The sequence below is a fragment of the Caballeronia sp. LZ024 genome, from assembly GCF_031451455.1.
Classification (GTDB): domain Bacteria; phylum Pseudomonadota; class Gammaproteobacteria; order Burkholderiales; family Burkholderiaceae; genus Caballeronia; species Caballeronia telluris.
Genome location: NZ_JARUXL010000001.1, coordinates 1,736,678 through 1,755,531 on the forward strand (window position 1 = coordinate 1,736,678; position 18,854 = coordinate 1,755,531).

General features: G+C 65.9%; 16 protein-coding genes and 1 pseudogene. 3 read left to right on the forward strand and 14 right to left on the reverse strand.

Annotated features, from left to right (window positions below; genetic code table 11):
- Positions 1-152: 152 nt before the first annotated feature.
- Positions 153-1,028 (reverse strand): class A beta-lactamase, encoded by an 876-nt coding sequence (gene bla / locus QCE48_RS07980; protein ID WP_309785331.1) that lies wholly within the window; start codon positions 1,026-1,028, stop codon positions 153-155.
- 37 nt (positions 1,029-1,065) lie between these two features.
- On the reverse strand, positions 1,066-1,263 hold the full coding sequence (locus QCE48_RS07985) for a hypothetical protein (protein ID WP_309785330.1): 198 nt from the start codon (positions 1,261-1,263) through the stop codon (positions 1,066-1,068).
- A gap of 120 nt (positions 1,264-1,383) precedes the next feature.
- On the opposite strand from QCE48_RS07985, the gene QCE48_RS07990 reads away from it, so the two are divergent.
- Positions 1,384-1,791, forward strand: coding sequence for an SRPBCC family protein (locus QCE48_RS07990; protein WP_309785329.1), 408 nt, complete (start codon positions 1,384-1,386; stop codon positions 1,789-1,791).
- Between the two features lie 10 nt (positions 1,792-1,801).
- Positions 1,802-3,053: pseudogene (locus QCE48_RS07995) on the forward strand (NAD(P)/FAD-dependent oxidoreductase).
- Positions 3,054-3,062: 9 nt separating this feature from the next.
- Here QCE48_RS07995 and QCE48_RS08000 read toward each other — a convergent pair.
- The 12 genes from QCE48_RS08000 to QCE48_RS08055 all read right to left on the reverse strand — a co-directional run bounded on the left by QCE48_RS08000 (position 3,063) and on the right by QCE48_RS08055 (position 17,790).
- The gene (locus tag QCE48_RS08000; protein ID WP_309785328.1) at positions 3,063-4,556 is read right to left on the reverse strand and encodes an efflux transporter outer membrane subunit; all 1,494 of its coding nucleotides are present in this window, start codon (positions 4,554-4,556) and stop codon (positions 3,063-3,065) included.
- Positions 4,553-5,743 (reverse strand): efflux RND transporter periplasmic adaptor subunit, encoded by a 1,191-nt coding sequence (locus QCE48_RS08005; RefSeq protein ID WP_309785327.1) that lies wholly within the window; start codon positions 5,741-5,743, stop codon positions 4,553-4,555. Before QCE48_RS08005 ends, QCE48_RS08000 begins: the two co-directional genes overlap by 4 nt.
- A gap of 22 nt (positions 5,744-5,765) precedes the next feature.
- Positions 5,766-8,960, reverse strand: coding sequence for an efflux RND transporter permease subunit (locus tag QCE48_RS08010; protein ID WP_309785326.1), 3,195 nt, complete (start codon positions 8,958-8,960; stop codon positions 5,766-5,768).
- Between the two features lie 201 nt (positions 8,961-9,161).
- The gene (locus QCE48_RS08015) at positions 9,162-10,232 is read right to left on the reverse strand and encodes a hypothetical protein (RefSeq protein WP_404982641.1); all 1,071 of its coding nucleotides are present in this window, start codon (positions 10,230-10,232) and stop codon (positions 9,162-9,164) included.
- 562 nt (positions 10,233-10,794) lie between these two features.
- Positions 10,795-11,142, reverse strand: coding sequence for a hypothetical protein (locus QCE48_RS08020; RefSeq protein ID WP_309785324.1), 348 nt, complete (start codon positions 11,140-11,142; stop codon positions 10,795-10,797).
- 33 nt (positions 11,143-11,175) lie between these two features.
- Positions 11,176-11,361, reverse strand: coding sequence for a hypothetical protein (locus tag QCE48_RS08025; protein ID WP_309785323.1), 186 nt, complete (start codon positions 11,359-11,361; stop codon positions 11,176-11,178).
- Positions 11,362-11,564: 203 nt separating this feature from the next.
- Positions 11,565-12,419, reverse strand: coding sequence for a hypothetical protein (locus tag QCE48_RS08030; RefSeq protein WP_309785322.1), 855 nt, complete (start codon positions 12,417-12,419; stop codon positions 11,565-11,567).
- 336 nt (positions 12,420-12,755) lie between these two features.
- Positions 12,756-13,997 (reverse strand): porin, encoded by a 1,242-nt coding sequence (locus tag QCE48_RS08035; protein ID WP_309785321.1) that lies wholly within the window; start codon positions 13,995-13,997, stop codon positions 12,756-12,758.
- 378 nt (positions 13,998-14,375) lie between these two features.
- Positions 14,376-15,014 (reverse strand): LysE family translocator, encoded by a 639-nt coding sequence (locus tag QCE48_RS08040; protein WP_309785320.1) that lies wholly within the window; start codon positions 15,012-15,014, stop codon positions 14,376-14,378.
- Positions 15,015-15,188: 174 nt separating this feature from the next.
- Entirely contained in the window at positions 15,189-15,464 is a 276-nt protein-coding gene (locus QCE48_RS08045; RefSeq protein WP_309785319.1) for a hypothetical protein, read from the reverse strand.
- 96 nt (positions 15,465-15,560) lie between these two features.
- On the reverse strand, positions 15,561-16,736 hold the full coding sequence (locus tag QCE48_RS08050) for an aromatic ring-hydroxylating dioxygenase subunit alpha (RefSeq protein WP_309785318.1): 1,176 nt from the start codon (positions 16,734-16,736) through the stop codon (positions 15,561-15,563).
- A gap of 142 nt (positions 16,737-16,878) precedes the next feature.
- Positions 16,879-17,790, reverse strand: coding sequence for a LysR family transcriptional regulator (locus QCE48_RS08055; protein ID WP_309785317.1), 912 nt, complete (start codon positions 17,788-17,790; stop codon positions 16,879-16,881).
- A gap of 109 nt (positions 17,791-17,899) precedes the next feature.
- Here QCE48_RS08055 and QCE48_RS08060 point away from each other — a divergent pair, with 109 nt between their 5' ends.
- On the forward strand, positions 17,900-18,838 hold the full coding sequence (locus QCE48_RS08060) for a DMT family transporter (protein ID WP_309788241.1): 939 nt from the start codon (positions 17,900-17,902) through the stop codon (positions 18,836-18,838).
- Positions 18,839-18,854: the final 16 nt, after the last annotated feature.

Sequence of the window (18,854 nt, forward strand, 5' to 3'; positions counted from 1 at the left end):
TTGCCGAGGCGTCTTGCGCGCCGATCGGCAAGGATAAACCGGCCACGCGGATGGTCAATAAAGATTAACCATGTCTCGCCTAAAGGATTTACCGGTGCGGTTTTGGGGTCAGGTCTGCGCGCTTGAAACAATCGATGGTGCGCGCCGCACGCTCAGCCGAACTTCCCCGCGACGATCTTCGTCGCCGATGCGAGCACGTCGCTGCGCGCCTTGGCATCCTGCTCGCGTTGCGTGAAGTAGATCACGACGACGATCGGCGCCTTCGATGGCGGCCACAGCACGGCGACGTCGTTCGAGGTGCCGTAGTCGCCCGTGCCGGTCTTGTCGGCGACTTGCCAGTCGCGCGGCACGCCTGCGCGAATGCGCGCGTCGCCTGTCGTGTTGCCGCGCATCCACGCCTGAAGCTGGTCGCGCTCGCGTGCGCCGAGCGCATCGCCTAGCGCGAGCCGCTTAAGCGATCGAAGCATCGCGGCGGGCGTCGTCGTGTCGCGCAGATCGCCGGGAATCGCCGTGTTGAGCTCGGTCTCCGTGCGGTCGAGGCGGAACTCGTCGTCGCCGATCGAGCGCGCGAACGCCGTTACCGCGGGCGGCCCGCCGAGCAGCCGGATCAGCAGGTTCGCCGCCGAGTTGTCGCTGTACTGGATGGCGGCGGCGCACAGTTCGGAAACCGTCATGCCGTCGGCGACGTGCTTCTCCGACACCGGCGAATAATTGACGAGATCGCTTTGCGTGTAGCGGATGCGCTCGTCGAGCAAACCGTCTTCGTGCGCACTGCGCGTGAGAATCGCGGACGCGAGCAGCACCTTGAACGTGCTGCAAAACGGGAAGCGTTCGTCCGCGCGATAGTTGACGATCGCGCCGTCGCCGGTATTGAGCGCCGCCACGCCGAGGCGCCCGTTCGATGCCGCTTCGAGCGCCTTCAGTTGCGATGCCGCGGACGGGTCCACGCGCCACGCGGTGCAGGCACCGGCGAACGGAACGGAGGCGGCGGCGGCGAGCAATGCACGGCGAACGGGGGAATGCGTCATCTGGCATGGACCTCGATGGTGGGCAGAGGACGCAATTTTACGGGCTTATCCGTGGACGGTTCCACAGGCGGGATCGTCGCCTAATCTTTGGGAACGACGGCCGCGAGCGCGCCGAACCGCCGATCACGAGCTTGTCGCCGATGACGATGTCGGGGTTGCTCACCGTGTTCCTGATGAAGCACACTTGAGGGACGCCTTCGATCCGGCGCTGTTCGTTCAGGCTCGGACCGTTCATCTGGAATCCTCCTGATCGGCAGCCGTGGGGTCACGACCATCCGCGTGCTTGGACAAAAATGAGCGCGTGGAACGTGATGCCGGTAAACGAACTTTCTCCAAATGACATCCAGGACCAAGCATGTGGGCACATCAGGAGAGCATCGAAATCGCCGCAAAGCCTGAGCGCATCTGGGCGCTACTCAGCGATGTAGCGAGCTGGCCGCGATGGAACAGCGGTATCGAGCGCGTCGAGCTTCACGGACCGTTCGTGACCGGCACGACGTTTTCCATGACTGTGCCCGGCGCGGACACGTTCACGAGCCGGCTTCTGGCCGTTCACGAGAACGCCTCTTTCGTCGACGAAACCATTCTGGACGGCACGCGCGTCGTGGTGCTGCACGAGATCTCTCCGCTGTCTTCCGGCAAAAGCCGCGTGACGTACAGCACTGAGATCACCGGTCCGGACGAGGATGAATTCGGCCCGATGGTCACCGGCGATTTCGGGGATGTCCTGAAGACGCTGAAATCCCTCGTGGAATCATCTTGAGCCGCACGTCATGACGAAAAACGTGATCGTGCTCGGCGCGGGCATCGTCGGCGTGAGCGCCGCCTTGCATCTGAGGCAGCGCGGCTGCGACGTCGTGCTAGTCGACAAACGCGCGCCCGGCGAAGAAACCAGCTTCGGCAATGCAGGCCTGATCGAGGCATCGTCGGTCGTGCCCTACGCGTTCCCGCGCGACTGGCGCACCGTGCTGCGCTTCGCGTGCAACGGTTCGACAGCGCTGCGCTACGACCTGCGCTCGCTGCCCGCCTACGCGCCGTGGCTTGCGCGCTACTGGCGGGAATCGGCGCCTGCGCAGCTCGCCGCCGCCGCGCGCGACATGCTGCCGCTCGTCTCGCGATGCGTCGCGGAACACGAGGCGCTGATCGATCGCGCCGGCCTGCACGCGCTCGTGCGACCGACCGGCTGGCTCGAAGCGTGTCGCTCGCAGGCCTCGTTCGAGCGCACGGCGCGTGGCGCGCAGCGGCTCGCGGCGACGCACGGACTCGCCGTCGACATCCTCGACAGCGCGGCGCTGCAACGTGCCGAAGCCTCGCTCGCGCCCGGCTATGCCGGCGCGGTCCACTGGCACGATCCGCTCAGCGTGTCGGACCCGGGCGCGCTCACGAAGGGCTACGCAGCGCTTCTCGAACGCGAAGGCGGACGCATCGTGCGAGGCGACGCCGCGACGCTCGAAGCGCTCGAAACGCGCGGCAACGGCTGGCGCGTGCAGACCGAAGACGGCGCGATCGAGGCCGCGACGGTCGTCGTCGCGCTCGGCGTATGGTCGGGCGATGTGTTGCGGCCGCTCGGGTATCGCGTCCCGCTGATGGCAAAGCGCGGCTATCACATGCATTACGAAGGCGCGGCAAACGCCGCGCTGAATCGCCCGGTCGTCGATATTGAAAACGGCTTCGTCGTGGCACCGATGAAGCGCGGGCTGCGGCTCACGACCGGCGTGGAACTCGCGTCGCGAGACGCCGCCGAGCTACGGCCAACTGGACCGCGCCGAACGCCTCGCCCGGCCGGTGTTCGGTCTCGGGTGCAGACTCGACGAGAAACCGTGGCTCGGTTTGCGCCCGTGCACGCCAGACATGCGGCCGGTCATCGGTGCCGCGGGACGGCACGCGGGCTTATGGTTCGACTTCGGACACGCGCATCACGGCCTGACGCTCGGACCCGTGACGGGGCGTCTGATCGCGGAACTGATCGTCGGCGAGACGCCGGTCGTCGATCCGGCGCCGTACCGGCCAGCGAGATTCGCCTGAACGCCGCACTCAGTCGCCTTGCGAAATCTGCTCGGCGCTCGGCAGATCGGCCACCGTCCAGCCGCCGCCCAGCGCCTTCACGAGTGCGACGCTCGCGGCCATGCGCCTGCGTTCGATATTGACCGCCGCGCGCTGGTCCGACAGCACGATCGCCTGCGTGACGACCACGCTCAGGTACGTAATCGCGCCGTTCTCGTAACGGTTCCCCACCTTGTTCAACGCGCGCTGCGCCGCATCGACGGCTTCGCGCTGCGCGGCGAGCGCGCGCTTGAGGACCTGCAGCGCGTTGAGGTTGTCCTCCACCTGCCCGAACGCGGTGAGCACCGTCAACCGGTAATCGGCGACGCTCTCGTCGTATGCCGCGCGCGCCGCATCGCGGGCCGCCGCGCGGCCGCCGAAGTCGAGCACCGTGAACGCGAGTTGCGGTCCGAGCGACCAGAAGCGGCTCGGCGCCATCAGCCAGGAACTGAAGTTGGTCGCTTCCAGCCCGCCTGTCGCCGCGAGCAGCAGATTCGGAAAGAACGCTGCCGTCGCCACGCCGACGCGCGCATTCGCCTCCGCCACGCGCCGCTCGGCGGCCGCGATGTCGGGACGCCGTTCGAGCAGCGCCGACGGAATGCCGAGCGGCAGCGCATCGAGCGCGGCCGCGGGGTTCGGCACGTTACCCGCGTTGAGCGGCGGGACGTCGAGTGTGAACGTCGATGGCGGCTCGCCCACCAGAATCGCGATGGCGTTCACGAGGCGGCTCTTCGTCGTTTCCAGATCGATGAGTTGCGCCTGCGTCGACTTCAGTTGCTCCTCGGCCTGCGCGACATCGGATTCCGCCGCGATGCCGCCCGCGAAACGGTCCTTGGTCAGCGTGAGCGCCTTCTGATAGGCCGCGAGCGTCTCCGTGAGCAGGCGCTCTTCCTCGACCGTGCCGCGCAGTTCGAAGTAGTTGGTCGCGAGTTCGGCCTGCATCGAGAGGATCGCGCTGTGGAGATCGGCGGCGCTCGCCTCGGCCTCGGCGCGCCCGCCCTCGACCGCGCGCGAGATGCGGCCCCAAAGGTCGGGCTCCCAGGAAATCTGCGCGTTGATCATGTAGTCGGGCAGCGTGACGCCCGCGCTCGACTTGTACAGCACGTTCTCCGAGGCCCGCGACTGGTTGAACGCGGCGTTCGCGGTCACGGTCGGAAAGTACGCGGCGCGCGATTGCGCCACGGCCGCGCGCGCGCCGCGAAAGCGCGCGGACGCCGCCGCGACCGTCTGGTTCGCCGATGCGACCTGCTCTTCGAGCGCGTTCAGTTGCGCATCGCCGTAGATTTCCCACCACGGTGCGCGCGCGTGGGCGTCGGCGGGCTGCGCGGGCTTCCAGTCCTTCGACGCCGCCGCCTGCACGCCCGCATCGATCGACTTGTAGTTCGCGGGCGTGCTCACTTCCGGACGCACATAGTCGGGACCGGCGACGCAGCCCGCGAGCGCGGCTGTGAAAGCGGCCATCGCGCAAACCGGCCAGCGATTCATGACGCCTTGTCCTCCTTCTTGTCGCCGCTCTTTTTCTGCGCGTCGCTCACGCGCACGGCCGCGCCGTCGATGATCGAATCCGGCGGATTGATGATCACGCGCTCATCGCCCGTCAGGCCCGAGACGATCGACACGCGCGTCCCGTAGTCGGTGCCGAGCACTACCGGCAAGAGCTTCACGCGGCTGTTCGCGTCGACGGTAGCGGCGCGCACGCCTTCGGGCCGAAACAGCAACGCATTGCCCGGCAGCATCAGCCCGGGGTTCGCGCTCGTCAGCCTGAAACGCACCTGCGCATACGCGCCCGCGAGCAGTTCGCCCGCCGGATTTTTAACTTGCACCTCGACGCGCATCGTGCGCGCGACCGGATCGACGGCGCCCGCCGTGCGCACCGTGACGCCCTCGAACCTGCGCTCGTTCTGCTCGGTGAGCAGCAGTTCGGCGGGCAGACCGACATGCACGAGCCGCGCATACGCCTGCGGTACGTCGACGAACACGCGCAGCGTCGTCGGGTCCTGCACGTGGAAGAGTTCGCGCGTTGCCGTGCCGCTGCCTGCGTCGATCAACTGGCCGACGTCGGTATTGCGCGCGGTGACGACGCCGTCGAACGGCGCGTAGATCTTCTGGAACGACACGAGTTGCGAAAGCCGCGACACGTTTGCCTGCGCGGCGTTGAGCGCGGCTTGCTTGGCGAGCATGTCGCCGTTCTTCTCGTCGGTTTCCTGGCGCGACACCGAATTGTTCTTCGCCATCTGTTCCCAGCGCTCGGCCGTCGTCTTCGCGAGCAGATAGTTCGCGCGCGCGGTCTGCTCGTCGGCGCGGGCCTGGCGGAGCTGATCGTTGATCTCGGGCGCGTCGATCTCCGCGAGCAGTTGCCCCTTCTTCACATGCTCGCCGATATCCACCGTCCAGCGCCGCAAATAACCGTTCGTGCGCGCGAAGATCGGCGCGTCGGAGAACGCGCGGATGTCGCCCGCGAGGATGAGGTCCTGGGTCGCCTTCATTCGCGTCGGCGTGATGACTTCGACGGTCTGCACGCTGTAGCGCTCGACATTGCGTTCGAGTTCCGCATGCGCCGAACGGCGCGAGACGATGCCCTGCACGATCAGCGCTAGCACGACCAGCACCGCGAGCAGGAGCCAAAGCCTGCCGCGTCGCCGGTGAGGTCGTTGCGATTGCTGCTCTTCCATTGATGCTCCGCTGGATTCTTATTCAGTGCTGTTGACGTGCGACCGCGCCCGCGTCCGGCTTGTTGCGCTCGCGCGCCTCGATGCGCTTGTAGATCATCGAAAAGACGACGGGCACGAAAAACAGCGTCGCGATGGTGCCGACCATCAGCCCGCCGATCACCGCGCGCCCGAGCGGCGCGTTCTGCTCGCCGCCCTCGCCCAAACCGATCGCCATCGGCACCATGCCGATCATCATCGCGAGCGCCGTCATGAGCACCGGGCGAAACCGCGTGTAGCCCGCTTCGAGCGCGGACGCTACCGCGTCGCCGTGCTCCTGCAGGGCCGAGCGCGCGAAGCTCACCACCAAGATGCTGTTCGCGGTCGCGATGCCGATACACATGATCGCGCCGGTGAGCGCGGGAATGGAAAGCGTGGTGTGCGTGAGAAACAGCATCCAGACGATGCCCGCGAGCGCGCCCGGCAGCGCCGTGATGATGATGAACGGATCGAGCCACGACTGGAAATTCACGACGATCAGCAGATACACCAGCACGACCGCAAGGATGAGGCCGAGCGCGAGGCCGTTGAACGACGTGTTCATCGTCTCGACCTGACCGCGAATGCGGATCGACGAGCCTTTGGGCAATTCGCCGCGCGATTCGTCGATGAGGCGCTGGACGTCGTCCGATACCGCGCCGAGATCGCGCCGCTCGGTACTCGCGTAGAGGTTGATGCTCGTCTGCGCGTTGTAGTGATAGACGACCGCCTCGCGCGAACCGCGCGACAGCGTGGCGAGCGAGCCGAGCAGATTGGTCCGGCCCGACGCGGACGTCAGCGGAATGTTCGCGACCGATTGCAGCGAATCCATGTCGTATTGCGGCGACGATGTGATGACGTTGTAGCTCACGCCGTTGGCCGGATTGAGCCAGAACGTCGGCGTCGTCTGCTGGCTGCCGGAGAGCGTGATGAGCAGATTGTTCGCGACGTCGCGCTGCGTGAAGCCCGCCTGCAGTGCCTTCGTGCGGTCCACTTCGACGTTGATCGAAGGTAGATCGGACGGCTGCTGGATGCGCGCATCGACGAGACCGGGCACGCGGCGCATCTTCTCCAGCAGCCGGTTCGCGAACGCGCGATTGCCCTTTACGTCGCGCCCGACGATCTCGACATCGATCGGCGCGGGCACGCCGAAGTTGAGGATCTGGCTCGTGATGTCGGCGGGAAGGAACGAGAAGCTCACGCCCGGAAACTCGGCCGGCAGACGCTGCCGCAATTCGTGGATGTAGTCGGCGGTCGGCTTGTGCTCTTCGGTCAGGCTGATAAGGATATCGGCGTCGGCGGAACTGATCGTGCCCGTGTTGCTGTACGACAGGTTGATGCCCGACACCGGCAGGCCGATGTTGTCGATGATCGAATGCACTTCGTTCTTCGGGATCAACTGGCGCACGCGCTGGTCGACGCGATCGGTGAGTGCGGCCGTCTCCTCGATGCGCGTGCCGGTGCGCGTGCGCAGATGCATCGCGATCACGCCGGCATCGACGGACGGAAAGAAGTCTCGGCCGAGAAACGGCGCGAGCCCGAGCGAGAGCAGGCAGCACAGGAGGAAGATCAGCGCGAAGCGGCCGGGATGCGCGAGTTGCGCTTCGAGAAAGCCGCGATAGCGCGTGCGGACCGCTTCGAAGCGTCGCTCGAAACCCAGATGGATGCGCACGAACGGATTGCGCGAGCCCTTCATGCCTTCGACATCGCCGCCCATGTGCTCGTGATTGCGCAAGAGGTACTTCGCGAGCGTCGGGATCAGCGTGCGCGAGAAGAAGTACGACGCGAGCATCGCGAACACGACCGCTTCCGCGAGCGGCACGAAAAGATAATGCGCGACGCCCGTCAGCAGAAACATCGGAATGAACACGATGCAGATGGAGAGCGTCGAGACGAGCGTCGGCACGGCGATCTGCTGCGCGCCGTCGAGAATCGCCTGCTCCAGTTCCTTGCCCTGCTCCAGGTTCTGGCTGATGTTTTCGATGGCGACGGTCGCATCGTCGACGAGAATGCCGACCGCGAGCGCGAGGCCGCCGAGCGTCATGATGTTGATCGTCTGGCCGATCGCGGAGAGCGCGACGATCGAGGTCAGCATCGAGAGCGGAATCGAGATCGCGATGATGAGCGTCGCGCGCCAGCTGCCGAGAAAGAGCAGCACCATCAGCGCGGTCAGCCCCGCGGCGATCACCGCTTCGCGCAGCACGCCCGACACGGACGCGCGCACGAAGAGCGACTGGTCCGCGACCGGGTCGATCTTGAGCGATTCGGGCACGAGGCCGCGCAGCGTGGGCAAGAGCGCCTTCACGCGCGCGACGATGTCGAGCGTCGAGGCGTTGCCGCTCTTGTTGATCGTCAGTAGCGATGCGCGCGTGCCGTCGAGGCGCACGATGTTGGTCTGCGGCTGGAAGCCGTCGCGCACGTGGGCGACGTCCTTGATGTAGATCGTGCCGTTCGGGCCGGTGCGGATCGGGATGTCGTTCAGGCCTTCGATCGAATTCGGGCTCGCGTTCAGGCCGACGGAATATTCGGTCGGGCCGATCTTGGTCGTGCCGGTCGGCAGGATCAGGTTCTGCGCGGTGATCGCGCTGACGACGTCGGTGGGCGCGAGGTTCTTCGCCTGCAGTCTCGCCGAATCGATATCGACCATGATCTGGCGCTGCTTGCCGCCGTAAGGAAGCGGCACGGACGCGCCCTGCACCGTCGCGAGTTGCGTCTTGAGGAAGCTGTTGCCAAAGTCGTAAAGCTGCTGCTCGGTGAGTTCGGGCGACGACAGCGCGAGCCGCAAAATCGGCACCGTCGATGCGTTGAAGCGCAGGATGTTCGGCGGCGTGATGCCGGGCGGCAGCGAGCGAAGCTGGGTCTGCGAAAGCGCGGTGATTTCCGCGATCGCTTCATCGACGTTCGCGTTCGGCTGGAAATAGATGCGGATGACCGCGATGCCCGGCAGCGATTCCGATTCGATGTGCTCGATGTCGTTCACCGCCACCGAAAGGCCGCGCTCGTAGTTGAGCGTGATGCGGCGTTCCATCTCGGCGGGCTGCAGGCCGTTGTACGACCAGATGACGGAGACGACCGGGATATCGATGTTGGGAAAGATGTCGGTCGGCGTGCGCAGGATCACGAGCGGACCGATGATCAGCAACAGCAGGGACAGAACGATAAACGTGTACGGGCGCCTCAGCGCGAGTCTGACGATCCACATCGATTTCGCTTGCCCGGTTGGTCCCTGTAAGCCGGTTATTGGACTATGCAACGCACCCGCTACGATGACACAACTGAAGCTTACAAAACAAATTGCGCAAACGGTTGCGGACGTTTGCGCGGAAAATAATCCGCTGAAGAATGGCCGACCGACGGGCTGCCGGTTTTTCGCCCACGCGTAAGGACGTCCGGCGAGCGGCGGCTAATTCGCGGGAATCGTCACGATCGGCGCTTTCGAACTCTGCGTGACCTCGGCGAGCGCCATCAGGTTCTGCACGACCGTAAATGCGTATTTGGAATCGAAGTCGCGCCGTTCGATCCAATACTCCTGCTGTCCATACAGAATGTCCACGTAGGCATCGGGCGGCGCCTTCTTCCCCACCTTCACGATGATCGTCGGCCGCGTTTCTCCGCCGATCAGGCCGATCGTCGGCTTGGTCGCGCCGCTCCCGATCTGCTCGTCGGGCACGTTCACCTGCGCACCCAGGTCGGTGAGAATGCCGAGCACCGAACGCGTGACCATCTGAATGTGGTCGCCGCGCTGCGTCGATTGCCCGTAGACGATCTCATAGGTCTTCGTCTTCGGCGAAAGCTTCAGCAGCTTGCGCACGCGCGTGAGATCGGCGGACGTTTCCTTCGACGTGCCGCTCGTCGTCGCGCCGAGCGTGATGAACACACGACCGACATGGTCGTCGTCGCGCGACTCGATGTTCAGTTCGCCTGCCAGTTGCAGGCGTCGCAGCGAGCGCAGCAACTGGAAGAACTCGGGCGCGCCCGAATTGTTCGGGCCGCCAAGCGCCGTGCCGTTTTGCAGTCCGCCAATCGACTGCGCGGTGATGCGCAGCAAAAGATCGATCGGCATGCCGCTTTCGGCGAGCGGCATGACGAGCGTCGGCGAAAGCGGCCGGATGTAGGCGCTCGCGTAGGCTTCGCCGGTCGTCGGCGTGAAGGTGAACGTGGGGTGGTTCGAGTACGAGACGGTGCCCGTCGCGAGCGCATAGTTCGGCTGCGCGCCGGACCCGGCGTTGAGCGTCGTGCCGGCGGTCGTGTCGAACGTATAGGCCGCGATGATCTGGCTGACCGTCAGGAAAGCCGGCGAATCCGCGAATCGCAAGCCGACGATCGCGGCAAGAATTTCACGCTTCTTGGCATCCCCGAGCGCCCGCGCATAATCGACCTGATCGGCTTTCAGCCGGTTCGGTCCGATCATCGAACATCCCGCGCAAAGGCACGCGAGACCAAGCACCGCTGTCGAAATTGCTTTCCTTGTCATGGCCTTTTGAGAGCTGGATCGGTTTCGATCAGGCGGCAGCACGCCGCCAACCCGGGCCACGGGCGCAAATTTCATACCTTTAAGGTTGAATCGACGACGCGGATGCGCGAATTGAGCCTCCCCGCGCGCCTTTTCGTGCGCGCGTGCGCGCGTGCGCGGTGCCGAAACGGATCGGACTACCGCGGCGTTGGTGTGCCCGAAGTCGGAGTCGGCGCTGGAGCGGGGTGTCGATCCGTGATGTGGCGAGCGGCTTCGGCGTGCTGCGCGACGAGCGTATCGAGCCGATCGGAGGCGAAGCGCGGTCCGTCGCCGCGTGCAAAAGCGGGTGCCGCAAACGAGGATGTCAGTGCCAGCAACGACACGGCCACAAGCTCTCTTTTCATGATTCGCTCCAGACGTCTCCGGACTTGCTCAGGACGAAACAATCGGAGGGCGTCGCCTGGGATTACGTGCGCCCTCAGCTGTATTTGACGTCCGCACGAACTCGCCCTTCAACTGCGGATTGCATCGCCATGAGGCGCGCCGCACGAATTCATGCAGATTCCGCCCATATCTTTTGCTCCTAAGAGCCCCCTGGCAAGGTTTCATCGAGCGAGAACTCGACGTTCGGGAAGTCCTGCAGGCGTCCGTTGACTTCGGCCTCGCGCTCGCTGGTGAACAAACCGTCGAGATAGTCGAACGAGAGCTTCGGCACCAGCGCCTTCAGCGCGAGTTCCGCACTCTTCTTCGGCTCGACCGCGATCTCGTCGACGTCGAGGCACGCGCAAAACTGGCCGCCCTTCGTTTCCATCGCGCCCACGTCGATGACCTTGCCATCGACGTTCTGCGCCAGAATGCGCTGCTCCACCGCGAACAGCCGGAACGGGCGTTCCAGGCGCGCGGCGGTATCGCCAGTATCCTTGGTGGTCATTTTCTGCTCCAGTGGGTCGCGGGAGAAACCGCGTCAGCCCGCCTCGCCGACGCTGCCCGGATCGGGCAGATCGGGCTTGCCTTCTGTCGGCGCCGGCGGCTCCGGCTCCATCTTTGAATCGCGCTTTTGTTCCGGGGTCAGGCGCCGGTCGGCGGCGGTGGGATCGGTCGTGGTCTGCTGCGGAGGTGTCGGGCGGGCCGATTGCGTGTCGTCTGTCATGGCGATGTGTCCTTGGAAGGGATTCCATCGCTATGTAGCACGTCGCGCGCCTACCACCTTGCGCGGGGCTTCGACGCGTTCAGGAACGTGCGGCGCAATGCGGATATCGGGACTCTGGCGTTGCGGAATGCAAATGAGCGCGAAGGGATGCGTCGCGAGGAGATTGTCGCGACGCCTGCGTCGCGGTTAGCCGAGATCGGGCGTTACCATACGCCTTGCGCGTCCATCGTCGCGATAGGGGGGCGCGCCGCGCCGACGCGCGTCCAGTCATCGAAGCTGGCATCGTGTGCAAGCGACGTCGTGGCTATCGCGGAATCGGACGCCGCGTCCAGGGCCTGCCCTGTCACAGAAGCGCCGCGCGCCGATTGGCCGTGCGTCGATTTGCTCCATTCGAGCCACGCGGCGCTCCACGGGTCGGGCTCGGCGTCGCCGGGCGGCGTGACGTGCGACGCGGACCCGCCGTTCGGCGAATTCCCGGCCTGCGTTGCATTGGCGCGTTCTAGCGACGCCGCGGTCGCAGTCACCGCGTGGCGCTGCGGGGCGCGCACGTCGCCTTCGATCCATTGCGTTTGACTGACGCTCGCGGCCAGATGTGGTGCGGGTTGCGCTCGCCCGGCCATCGTGTCGATCTGCGGCGAATTCGGTCCACCGTCCATTGCACTGCCGACGCTCGCGGCCGACACCCAATCGTCCGCAGCGCTCGCTGCCTGCGCGTCGGCCGCAATTTGGGGTCCGCGTGACACGCCATGACTGGACGGCGCAGCATGCACGACGTGGCCTTCGGACACGCCGACGCGCGGCCGGATGGCAGCAGCATGCACATTGAACGCGGGTCGATGATGCTTGACCCGCCTTTTGCTTGCCGTGTCATCGGGCCGTCTGGCCTGGGAAAACCGCTGCGGCACATATTCGAGAACGGAATCCATCGTGTCGCCGCCCAGCGACGCTCGGACGCCGCCCGCATTCGTCGCCATCGACTGCGTCGCGTCTGCCGCATCGGGCAGCAACTGCGCCTGCGCTCCGGCAAACGACGGAGCCCATCCGACAAGTGCGAGCACGCCCAACGCCGCCCGCCTGAGGAGCGCAAGCGAAGCGACACTGGCCGTAGAGCTCGCCGCACCGCGAGCGAGCGTGGCCTGAGTTGGACGAAGCGCAAGACGGTGGCGAGCGTTCATTATCATTGGCATCACTGATTGATGAACTTGCCAACATAGCGCAAACGCCAGTCACGCACTGTGAACAATTGTTTAGGCGCCTGCGCGGCTTCATGTCGATTGCGCGTCGAGTATGGCGCATGGTCCCGCAATCCACACCGAACGATGCCGAAAGACCAAAAAAAAACCGGACGCCTGGGCGTCCGGTTTTCGTGCTGCCTGCCGCAGAAGCTGTGCGGATCAGAAGCGGTGGATGATACCCACGCCCGCCGCAAACATGCTGCGCGAGGCCGACGGTGCGCCCTGGAAGCCATCGCCGATCGACGCATTGGCCGCTGTCTGGCGTACAACGCCAGCCGACGGGTAGTACAGCGTGTTGCCGTTCGCGCGCTGGAACGCTTCGAGCGCGTACAGGCCCGTGCGCTTGGACAGCGAGTAGTACTGGGACAGGTTGAACTGGTGGTACGACGCTGCGTCGTTGATGCCGTTCGCCTTGCTAGCCCACGTGTAGCTGTAGCCCGCGCCGAAGTCCCACACCGGCGACGCCTTCCAGTGAAGCACGGTCCCCGCCGTGTTGAAGACCGCTTCGCTGGCGAACAGTGAGTTGAGGCCCGGGATGTACTGAACGTTCGTATAGGTCGCCGTGATGTCCCACGAGCTGTTGAACGTGTAGCCGCCCGCAACCGCGAAACGCTGTTGCGCCTGCGCCCGCTGATAACCCGACGTGATCGCGGACACGCCCGCTTGGCCGCCGCCCGTAGTGCTCGTCGTGTCGTTGATGGTCGTCGAGCTGCCGCTGTAGATGCCGCCGCCGTTAGCCGCGTTGTTGATGCGCGAGAACGCCACCGCGAGGCCGATCGGGCCTTGAGCGTACTGCGCGCCGGCCGACCATGTCGAGCCCTGATACGCGCTGCCCGGCACGCCGGCGAACGAGTACGAGCCGCTCACCGTCAGGCCGTAAAGCTTCGGCGACGTATAGACGATAGAATTGTTCGCCCGGTAGATCGTGTCGAGGCCATCCAGATCGCCCGGGTGCGCGCCGAAGTAGCCGGTGAGCCAGTTCGTCGGGCTATACGGCGAAAGGAGCGTGTAGTACGAGCTGTACTGACGGCCGGCCGTCAGCGTACCGTAGGCGGGGTTCGTCAGGCCGACCCATGCCTGGCGCGCAAACAGCGCGTTGGAAAACTGAGCCTGTCCCGAGTTGATGTCGAAGCCCGATTCCAACTGGAAAATTGCCTTGCTGCCGCCGCCGAGGTCTTCCGCGCCCTTCAGGCCGAAGCGGCTGCCCGCCCAGATGCCCGAAGCCATTTTGACGTTCGAACGGCCCGGTGTGGTTTTGGCGAGGTTCGTCTGGCTGCTCTGGTAGACGACCGAGTCATCGACGATACCGTACAGCGTCACGCTGCTCTGCGCGAACGCCGGTGCTGCGCTCAGCGCCGCACCGGCGATCACAGCGGCTTTAGTCTTGTTGTAACGCTTCATTCTCATCTCCTCTGAGCGGTTTGTCGGATTCTTTGGGCTTGCTTAGCGACAAGGCCTGACGCCCGACACCTTTATGCCAGTTGGCTTAAGGCGCGGCCTTAGAATGCTCGCCAGTGTAATGTTATCGAGATCGAAAGCGAAAGTTCCACGAACAGCGACTGTCGTTTTTTTTCACTGTCTGGTTAACCAGTATTTTCGCGGCCGACTGGTTGAGGCGAGCTTCGGAAACCGCACGGGACATGGCCTCCGGGCGAGGCCACCAAGAAGAAAAAATCATCAACGAAAGCGTGCGCGACCTGCTTTCATACAGCTTTCGATTGCAGGTTGAATGCTGAGGGATCGCGCTTTAAGCCGCTAGCGGACCGCAATCCGAACGCGTCAGCGACGCGCTTCGGTGACCATGCGCCACGCGAGTCCGGCGAGCACCGTGCCCATCAGCCAGCGCTGGACGACGAGCCAGAACGGCCGGCCCGCGAGGAACGTCGCGATGGATCCGGCCATGATCGCGATGACCGAATTCACGGCGACGCTGATCGCGATCTGCAGCGACCCGAGCACGAGCGACTGCGCGAGCACGCTGCCGTGCCCTGCTGCGGGCGCGATGAATTGCGGCACCAGTGAAAGGTACATGACCGCGATTTTCGGATTGAAAACGTTCGTGACGAAGCCCATCCCGAAGAGCTTGCGGGGACTGTCTGCGGGCAGTGCGCGGACCTGGAACGGCGAATGTCCACCCGGCCTGACGGCCTGCCAGGCGAGATAGAGCAGATAGGCGGCACCGCCGAAACGCAACGCGTCGTAGGCGAACGGCACCGCGAGCAGGAGCGCCGTGATGCCGAGCGCCGCGCACAGCATGTAGACGACGAAGCCGAGCGCGACGCCCGCGAGCGAGATCAGTCCGGCGCGCCGTCCCTGGCAGATCAAGCGGGAGACGAGATAGACCATGTTGGGTCCGGGCGTGAGCACCATCCCCAGCGCGACGAAACCGAACGCGACGAGCTTGCTGATTTCAGGCATGACTTCGTTTGATGGTATCGACGGAACGACGAGGACATGCGTGCGGCCCCAAACGGTACACGCTCCGCGATGGCGATCCATCCCGAGCCACCGCTCACGCGAGCCGGCGCCGCGGTTCGCGTGGCGCCGGCCGAGCGAGATGCCGCTTCGCCGACGTTTCTAGGGCTCGAGTTTCTAGGATTCGATACGCGCGCGCAGTTCGCGCGCCGTCTCGAGCAGGCCTTCGTAGCCCGACCGCGCATGCGAAGGCAGGTCGGGATCGCCGACGAGCGTGCCGAGCGTCTCGATGATGCTGTACAGGATGCCCTTCGCCGCGCCTGCGGCCATCCGCCCGGCGGCGACCGAATCGTCGACGTGAGCGATCGCCGCATCGAAATGTTCCAGCTCGGGCTGCGGGTGCTCGGGCGCCGCGGTGTCGTCGGCGGACGGGTCAGTCGAGTCGCGTGTCATGGTGACAACCTCCTTCGTGTGGAGCGTTCCTTCTGTATAGTGCCAGCGCGCGTTCCGCGCCAGTGGGCCATGTCCCGATCGAATGGAATTCGCGGATCACGGCGCCGGCGCTTCGGTGACGGGCTGGATCAGGTGCACGCGGCGCGTCTCGAAACCGTGCGCCGGGCGCATCCCTGCTGGCGCGCCGCGTTCGGTCAGGAGCGCGCGCAGATCGTTGATCACCGGAAAGACCTCCTGGTTGTGATCGGCGCCCTGCCGGTCGTGCGCTTCCTGCTCCCGCTCGACGATCCAGCGGTCTTCCTTGAAAATGCGCTCGGTAAACCACACGAGCAGCGGCCAGGCGGCATCGAGCAATGCGCCGAACTTCGGGCGGCGGATCGACAAGAGACCGAAGGTGCGGTTCGTGCGCTGCTCGCGGTCGAGCGGCACATAGACGATCCACAGGTCCATGACCATCGTGCCGTCCTTCGTGCGGATCCTGAGCGTCTGGTACGGATACGCGGTGCGGATCGTCATGACGTCCTTGTGTGCGCCCTCGGGATCGTCGCTGCCGTCCTTGCCGCGCTTCTGGCCGAACACCAGCGCCTCGCCGATCGGCTGGCGGCCCTCCTCGCGCGCGAACGTGTAATCCACCTCGACCCAGTCCTCGCCGCGCCGGCGCCCGAGCGAACGCGCGCGCATCCGGCCCATCTGCCGGCGATGCAGGAACTGATGGTTCATGTCCATCAGGTTCTCGTGCATGAACGTGTAGTGGCACTTGACCTCGCGGCCGAAGCGGCGCGTCTTGTAGGCCTTGTCGCTGGCCGAGCCGAGTTCGGGGAATACCGCCGTGTCGGCGAGCAGCGGGTCGCCCGGAAACACGAAGACGAGCCCCGCCGCCTCGCGGCACGGGTACGCGCGCACGCCGTTGGGCAAGCGCTCGCGTCCGAGATAGGGAACGTCGGTGCAGCGGCCGGAGCAGTCGTAGGTCCAGCCGTGATAGCAGCAGCGGATCGACTCGCCGTCGACGACGCCCGCGTGCAGCGGCACCTGCCGGTGCGCGCAGCGGTCCTCCAGCGCGAACACGCGGCCCGACTCCGTGCGCACGATGACGATCGGGTCGCCGGCGAAGGACACGCCGTGCGCACGGCCGGCCTTCACCTCGTGCGACCACGCGAGCGGATACCAGTGATCGGGGTGGATGTCGACGCGTCGCAGGTCGCGCGGCGTCTGCGATGCGGGAGCGTCGCTGGAACCGGCTTGCGCTGCTTGCTGCGGCGATGCTGCGGGCATGTACGAGCCTCCGTGCGCGAATACGACGAATCGCTGCTCGCAAGGGCAGCGTTGTGAACGGGCATTCGCAGTCTACACGGCGACGGCGATTCGAGTGCGCGACTCCGGGAAGTCACGGAGCGCTCCCGGCGATGCCGCCCCGTCACCCCAGCCGTTGCGCCAGGAAATCGATCAGCGCGCGGACCTTGGGCGGCAGAAACCGGTTCGGCGGATACAGCAGCCAGACCGGCCCCTGGTACGCCCGCGCCTCCAGGTCCCAGCCGCCGAGCACGCGCGCGACGCTGCCCATCGCGAGCGCCTCGCGCGCGGCAAACTCCGGCAGGTTCGCGATGCCGAGCCCGTCCTGCGCCGCCTCCAGGCGCGCGCCCGCATGATTCGCGATGTAGCGGCCCTTGACCGTCACGCTCGCCGTCTCGTTGCCGCGGCGAAACTGCCAGCGATTGTCGTCGGCCGTTTCGCCCAGATAGATGCAGTCGTGCGTCGCGAGATCGCGCGGATGCGCCGGCACGCCGCGCTCGTGCAGATACGAATGCGCGGCGCACAGCACCCAGCGGATCCGGCCGAGCGGCCGCGCGGCGAGCCCAGGCGGCGGCCGGTCGGTCGCGCGGATCACGAGATCGAGGTCGCTCGCGAGCGGATCGATTTCGTGGTCGGAGAAGAAGAGTTGGACGTCGACGTCCGGATACGCCGCGAGAAACGCCGGCACGAGCGGATGGATCACCGATTTCGCGTAAGCCGACGGTGCGCTCAGCGCGACGCGTCCCTGCGGCCGCCCGACGCTCTGCCCCGCGGCATCGACCGCGCCCGCCGCCGCGGCGGCCATGTCGCGGCAATGGCGGTAGACCTGCTGCCCCGATTCGGTCACGCGGACCTTGCGCGTCGAGCGTTCGAGCAGACGCGTCGCGAGCGCCTCTTCGAGACGCTTGATCTGGCGGCTGACGGTCGATGGCGTGCTGCCGAGCTGGCGGGCGGCGACCGAAAAGTTACCCGCGTCGACGACGCGTGCAAAGACCGCCATGTCAGGCAACAACGCGAAAAGGTCGGCTGGATTCATGAGGTTTTATCTGTGCACCGAGCGCAAAAAGCCTATGCGCGTGAACTGGATTATCGCGCTGCGCGCATCATTCGACAATGGCGGCTCGCTCACTTCCGTCCTCGACACCATGAAACCCGACCGCCCCGCCCGCCGCGTCCAATTCCTGTCCGACCTGATGCTGCTCGCGGTCGCCATCGTGTGGGGCAGCAGTTACGGCGTGGTGAAGGAAACGCTCGCCGTCTATCCGGTGCTCGGGTTGCTGGCGCTGCGCTTCGGGATCACCTTCGTGCTGCTCTCGCCGGCCCTCCGGCACCTGCGCCACGCCGATGCCGCCACCCTGCGCGGCGTGCTCGGCGTCGGCGCACTGCTGCTCGGCATCTTTCTCGCGGAAACCTTCGGCGTGCTGCTCACGCGCGCATCGAACGCGGCGTTCCTCATCAGTCTGTGCGTCGTGCTGACGCCGCTCGTCGAATGGGCGCTGCTCGCGCGGCGGCCGGGCCGCGTCGAATGGGCGGCGGTGGCGGTCTCGCTCGGCGGCGCGTGGCTGCTCACCGGCGACGGCGCCCTCGCCTTCAATGCCGGCGACGCGCTGATCCTCGTCGCGGCCGTGCTGCGCGCGCTCAACGTGTGCGTGACCAAGCGCGTGATGCGCGACGCGTCGATGCCCGCGCTCTCGATCACGGCGGTGCAGTCGGGCGTCGTGGCGGCGGGCAGCGCCGTCGTGGCGCTCGTCTTCGCGCCGGCGCAACTCCGGCACGTGCCGTCGCTCGGCGGCCACGGCCTCTTCTGGGGATCGGTGATCTATCTCGTGCTCGCCTGCACGTTGTTCGCGTTCTTCGCGCAGAACTTCGCGATCGGTCGCAGCAGTCCGACGCGCGTCTCGCTGCTGATGGGCAGCGAGCCGGCTTTCGGCGCACTGTTCGCGAGCGTGTGGCTCGGCGAGGCGGTGTCGGCGAGCGGATGCATCGGCGGCGCGATGATCGTCGCGGCAACGCTCATGGCTACCGTGCCGTGGACCAGCGCCTTCGGGAATCGCCGGCGCGCGTTGGGCGCAAAAAACGCCTGATCGCGCGCGCCCGCAC

What these genes read in the sequence shown, in the direction of transcription:
- QCE48_RS08015 (WP_404982641.1), bottom strand. Translation starts at nt 10,232, where the DNA reads ATGACAAGGAAAGCAATTTCGACAGCGGTGCTTGGTCTCGCGTGCCTT.
- QCE48_RS08040 (WP_309785320.1), bottom strand. Translation starts at nt 15,014, where the DNA reads ATGCCTGAAATCAGCAAGCTCGTCGCGTTCGGTTTCGTCGCGCTGGGG.
- QCE48_RS08010 (WP_309785326.1), bottom strand. Translation starts at nt 8,960, where the DNA reads ATGTGGATCGTCAGACTCGCGCTGAGGCGCCCGTACACGTTTATCGTT.
- QCE48_RS08000 (WP_309785328.1), bottom strand. Translation starts at nt 4,556, where the DNA reads ATGAATCGCTGGCCGGTTTGCGCGATGGCCGCTTTCACAGCCGCGCTC.
- QCE48_RS08060 (WP_309788241.1), top strand. Translation starts at nt 17,900, where the DNA reads ATGAAACCCGACCGCCCCGCCCGCCGCGTCCAATTCCTGTCCGACCTG.
- QCE48_RS08005 (WP_309785327.1), bottom strand. Translation starts at nt 5,743, where the DNA reads ATGGAAGAGCAGCAATCGCAACGACCTCACCGGCGACGCGGCAGGCTT.
- QCE48_RS07990 (WP_309785329.1), top strand. Translation starts at nt 1,384, where the DNA reads ATGTGGGCACATCAGGAGAGCATCGAAATCGCCGCAAAGCCTGAGCGC.
- QCE48_RS08045 (WP_309785319.1), bottom strand. Translation starts at nt 15,464, where the DNA reads ATGACACGCGACTCGACTGACCCGTCCGCCGACGACACCGCGGCGCCC.
- QCE48_RS08025 (WP_309785323.1), bottom strand. Translation starts at nt 11,361, where the DNA reads ATGACAGACGACACGCAATCGGCCCGCCCGACACCTCCGCAGCAGACC.
- bla (WP_309785331.1), bottom strand. Translation starts at nt 1,028, where the DNA reads ATGACGCATTCCCCCGTTCGCCGTGCATTGCTCGCCGCCGCCGCCTCC.
- QCE48_RS08035 (WP_309785321.1), bottom strand. Translation starts at nt 13,997, where the DNA reads ATGAAGCGTTACAACAAGACTAAAGCCGCTGTGATCGCCGGTGCGGCG.
- QCE48_RS07985 (WP_309785330.1), bottom strand. Translation starts at nt 1,263, where the DNA reads ATGAACGGTCCGAGCCTGAACGAACAGCGCCGGATCGAAGGCGTCCCT.
- QCE48_RS08055 (WP_309785317.1), bottom strand. Translation starts at nt 17,790, where the DNA reads ATGAATCCAGCCGACCTTTTCGCGTTGTTGCCTGACATGGCGGTCTTT.
- QCE48_RS08050 (WP_309785318.1), bottom strand. Translation starts at nt 16,736, where the DNA reads ATGCCCGCAGCATCGCCGCAGCAAGCAGCGCAAGCCGGTTCCAGCGAC.
- QCE48_RS08020 (WP_309785324.1), bottom strand. Translation starts at nt 11,142, where the DNA reads ATGACCACCAAGGATACTGGCGATACCGCCGCGCGCCTGGAACGCCCG.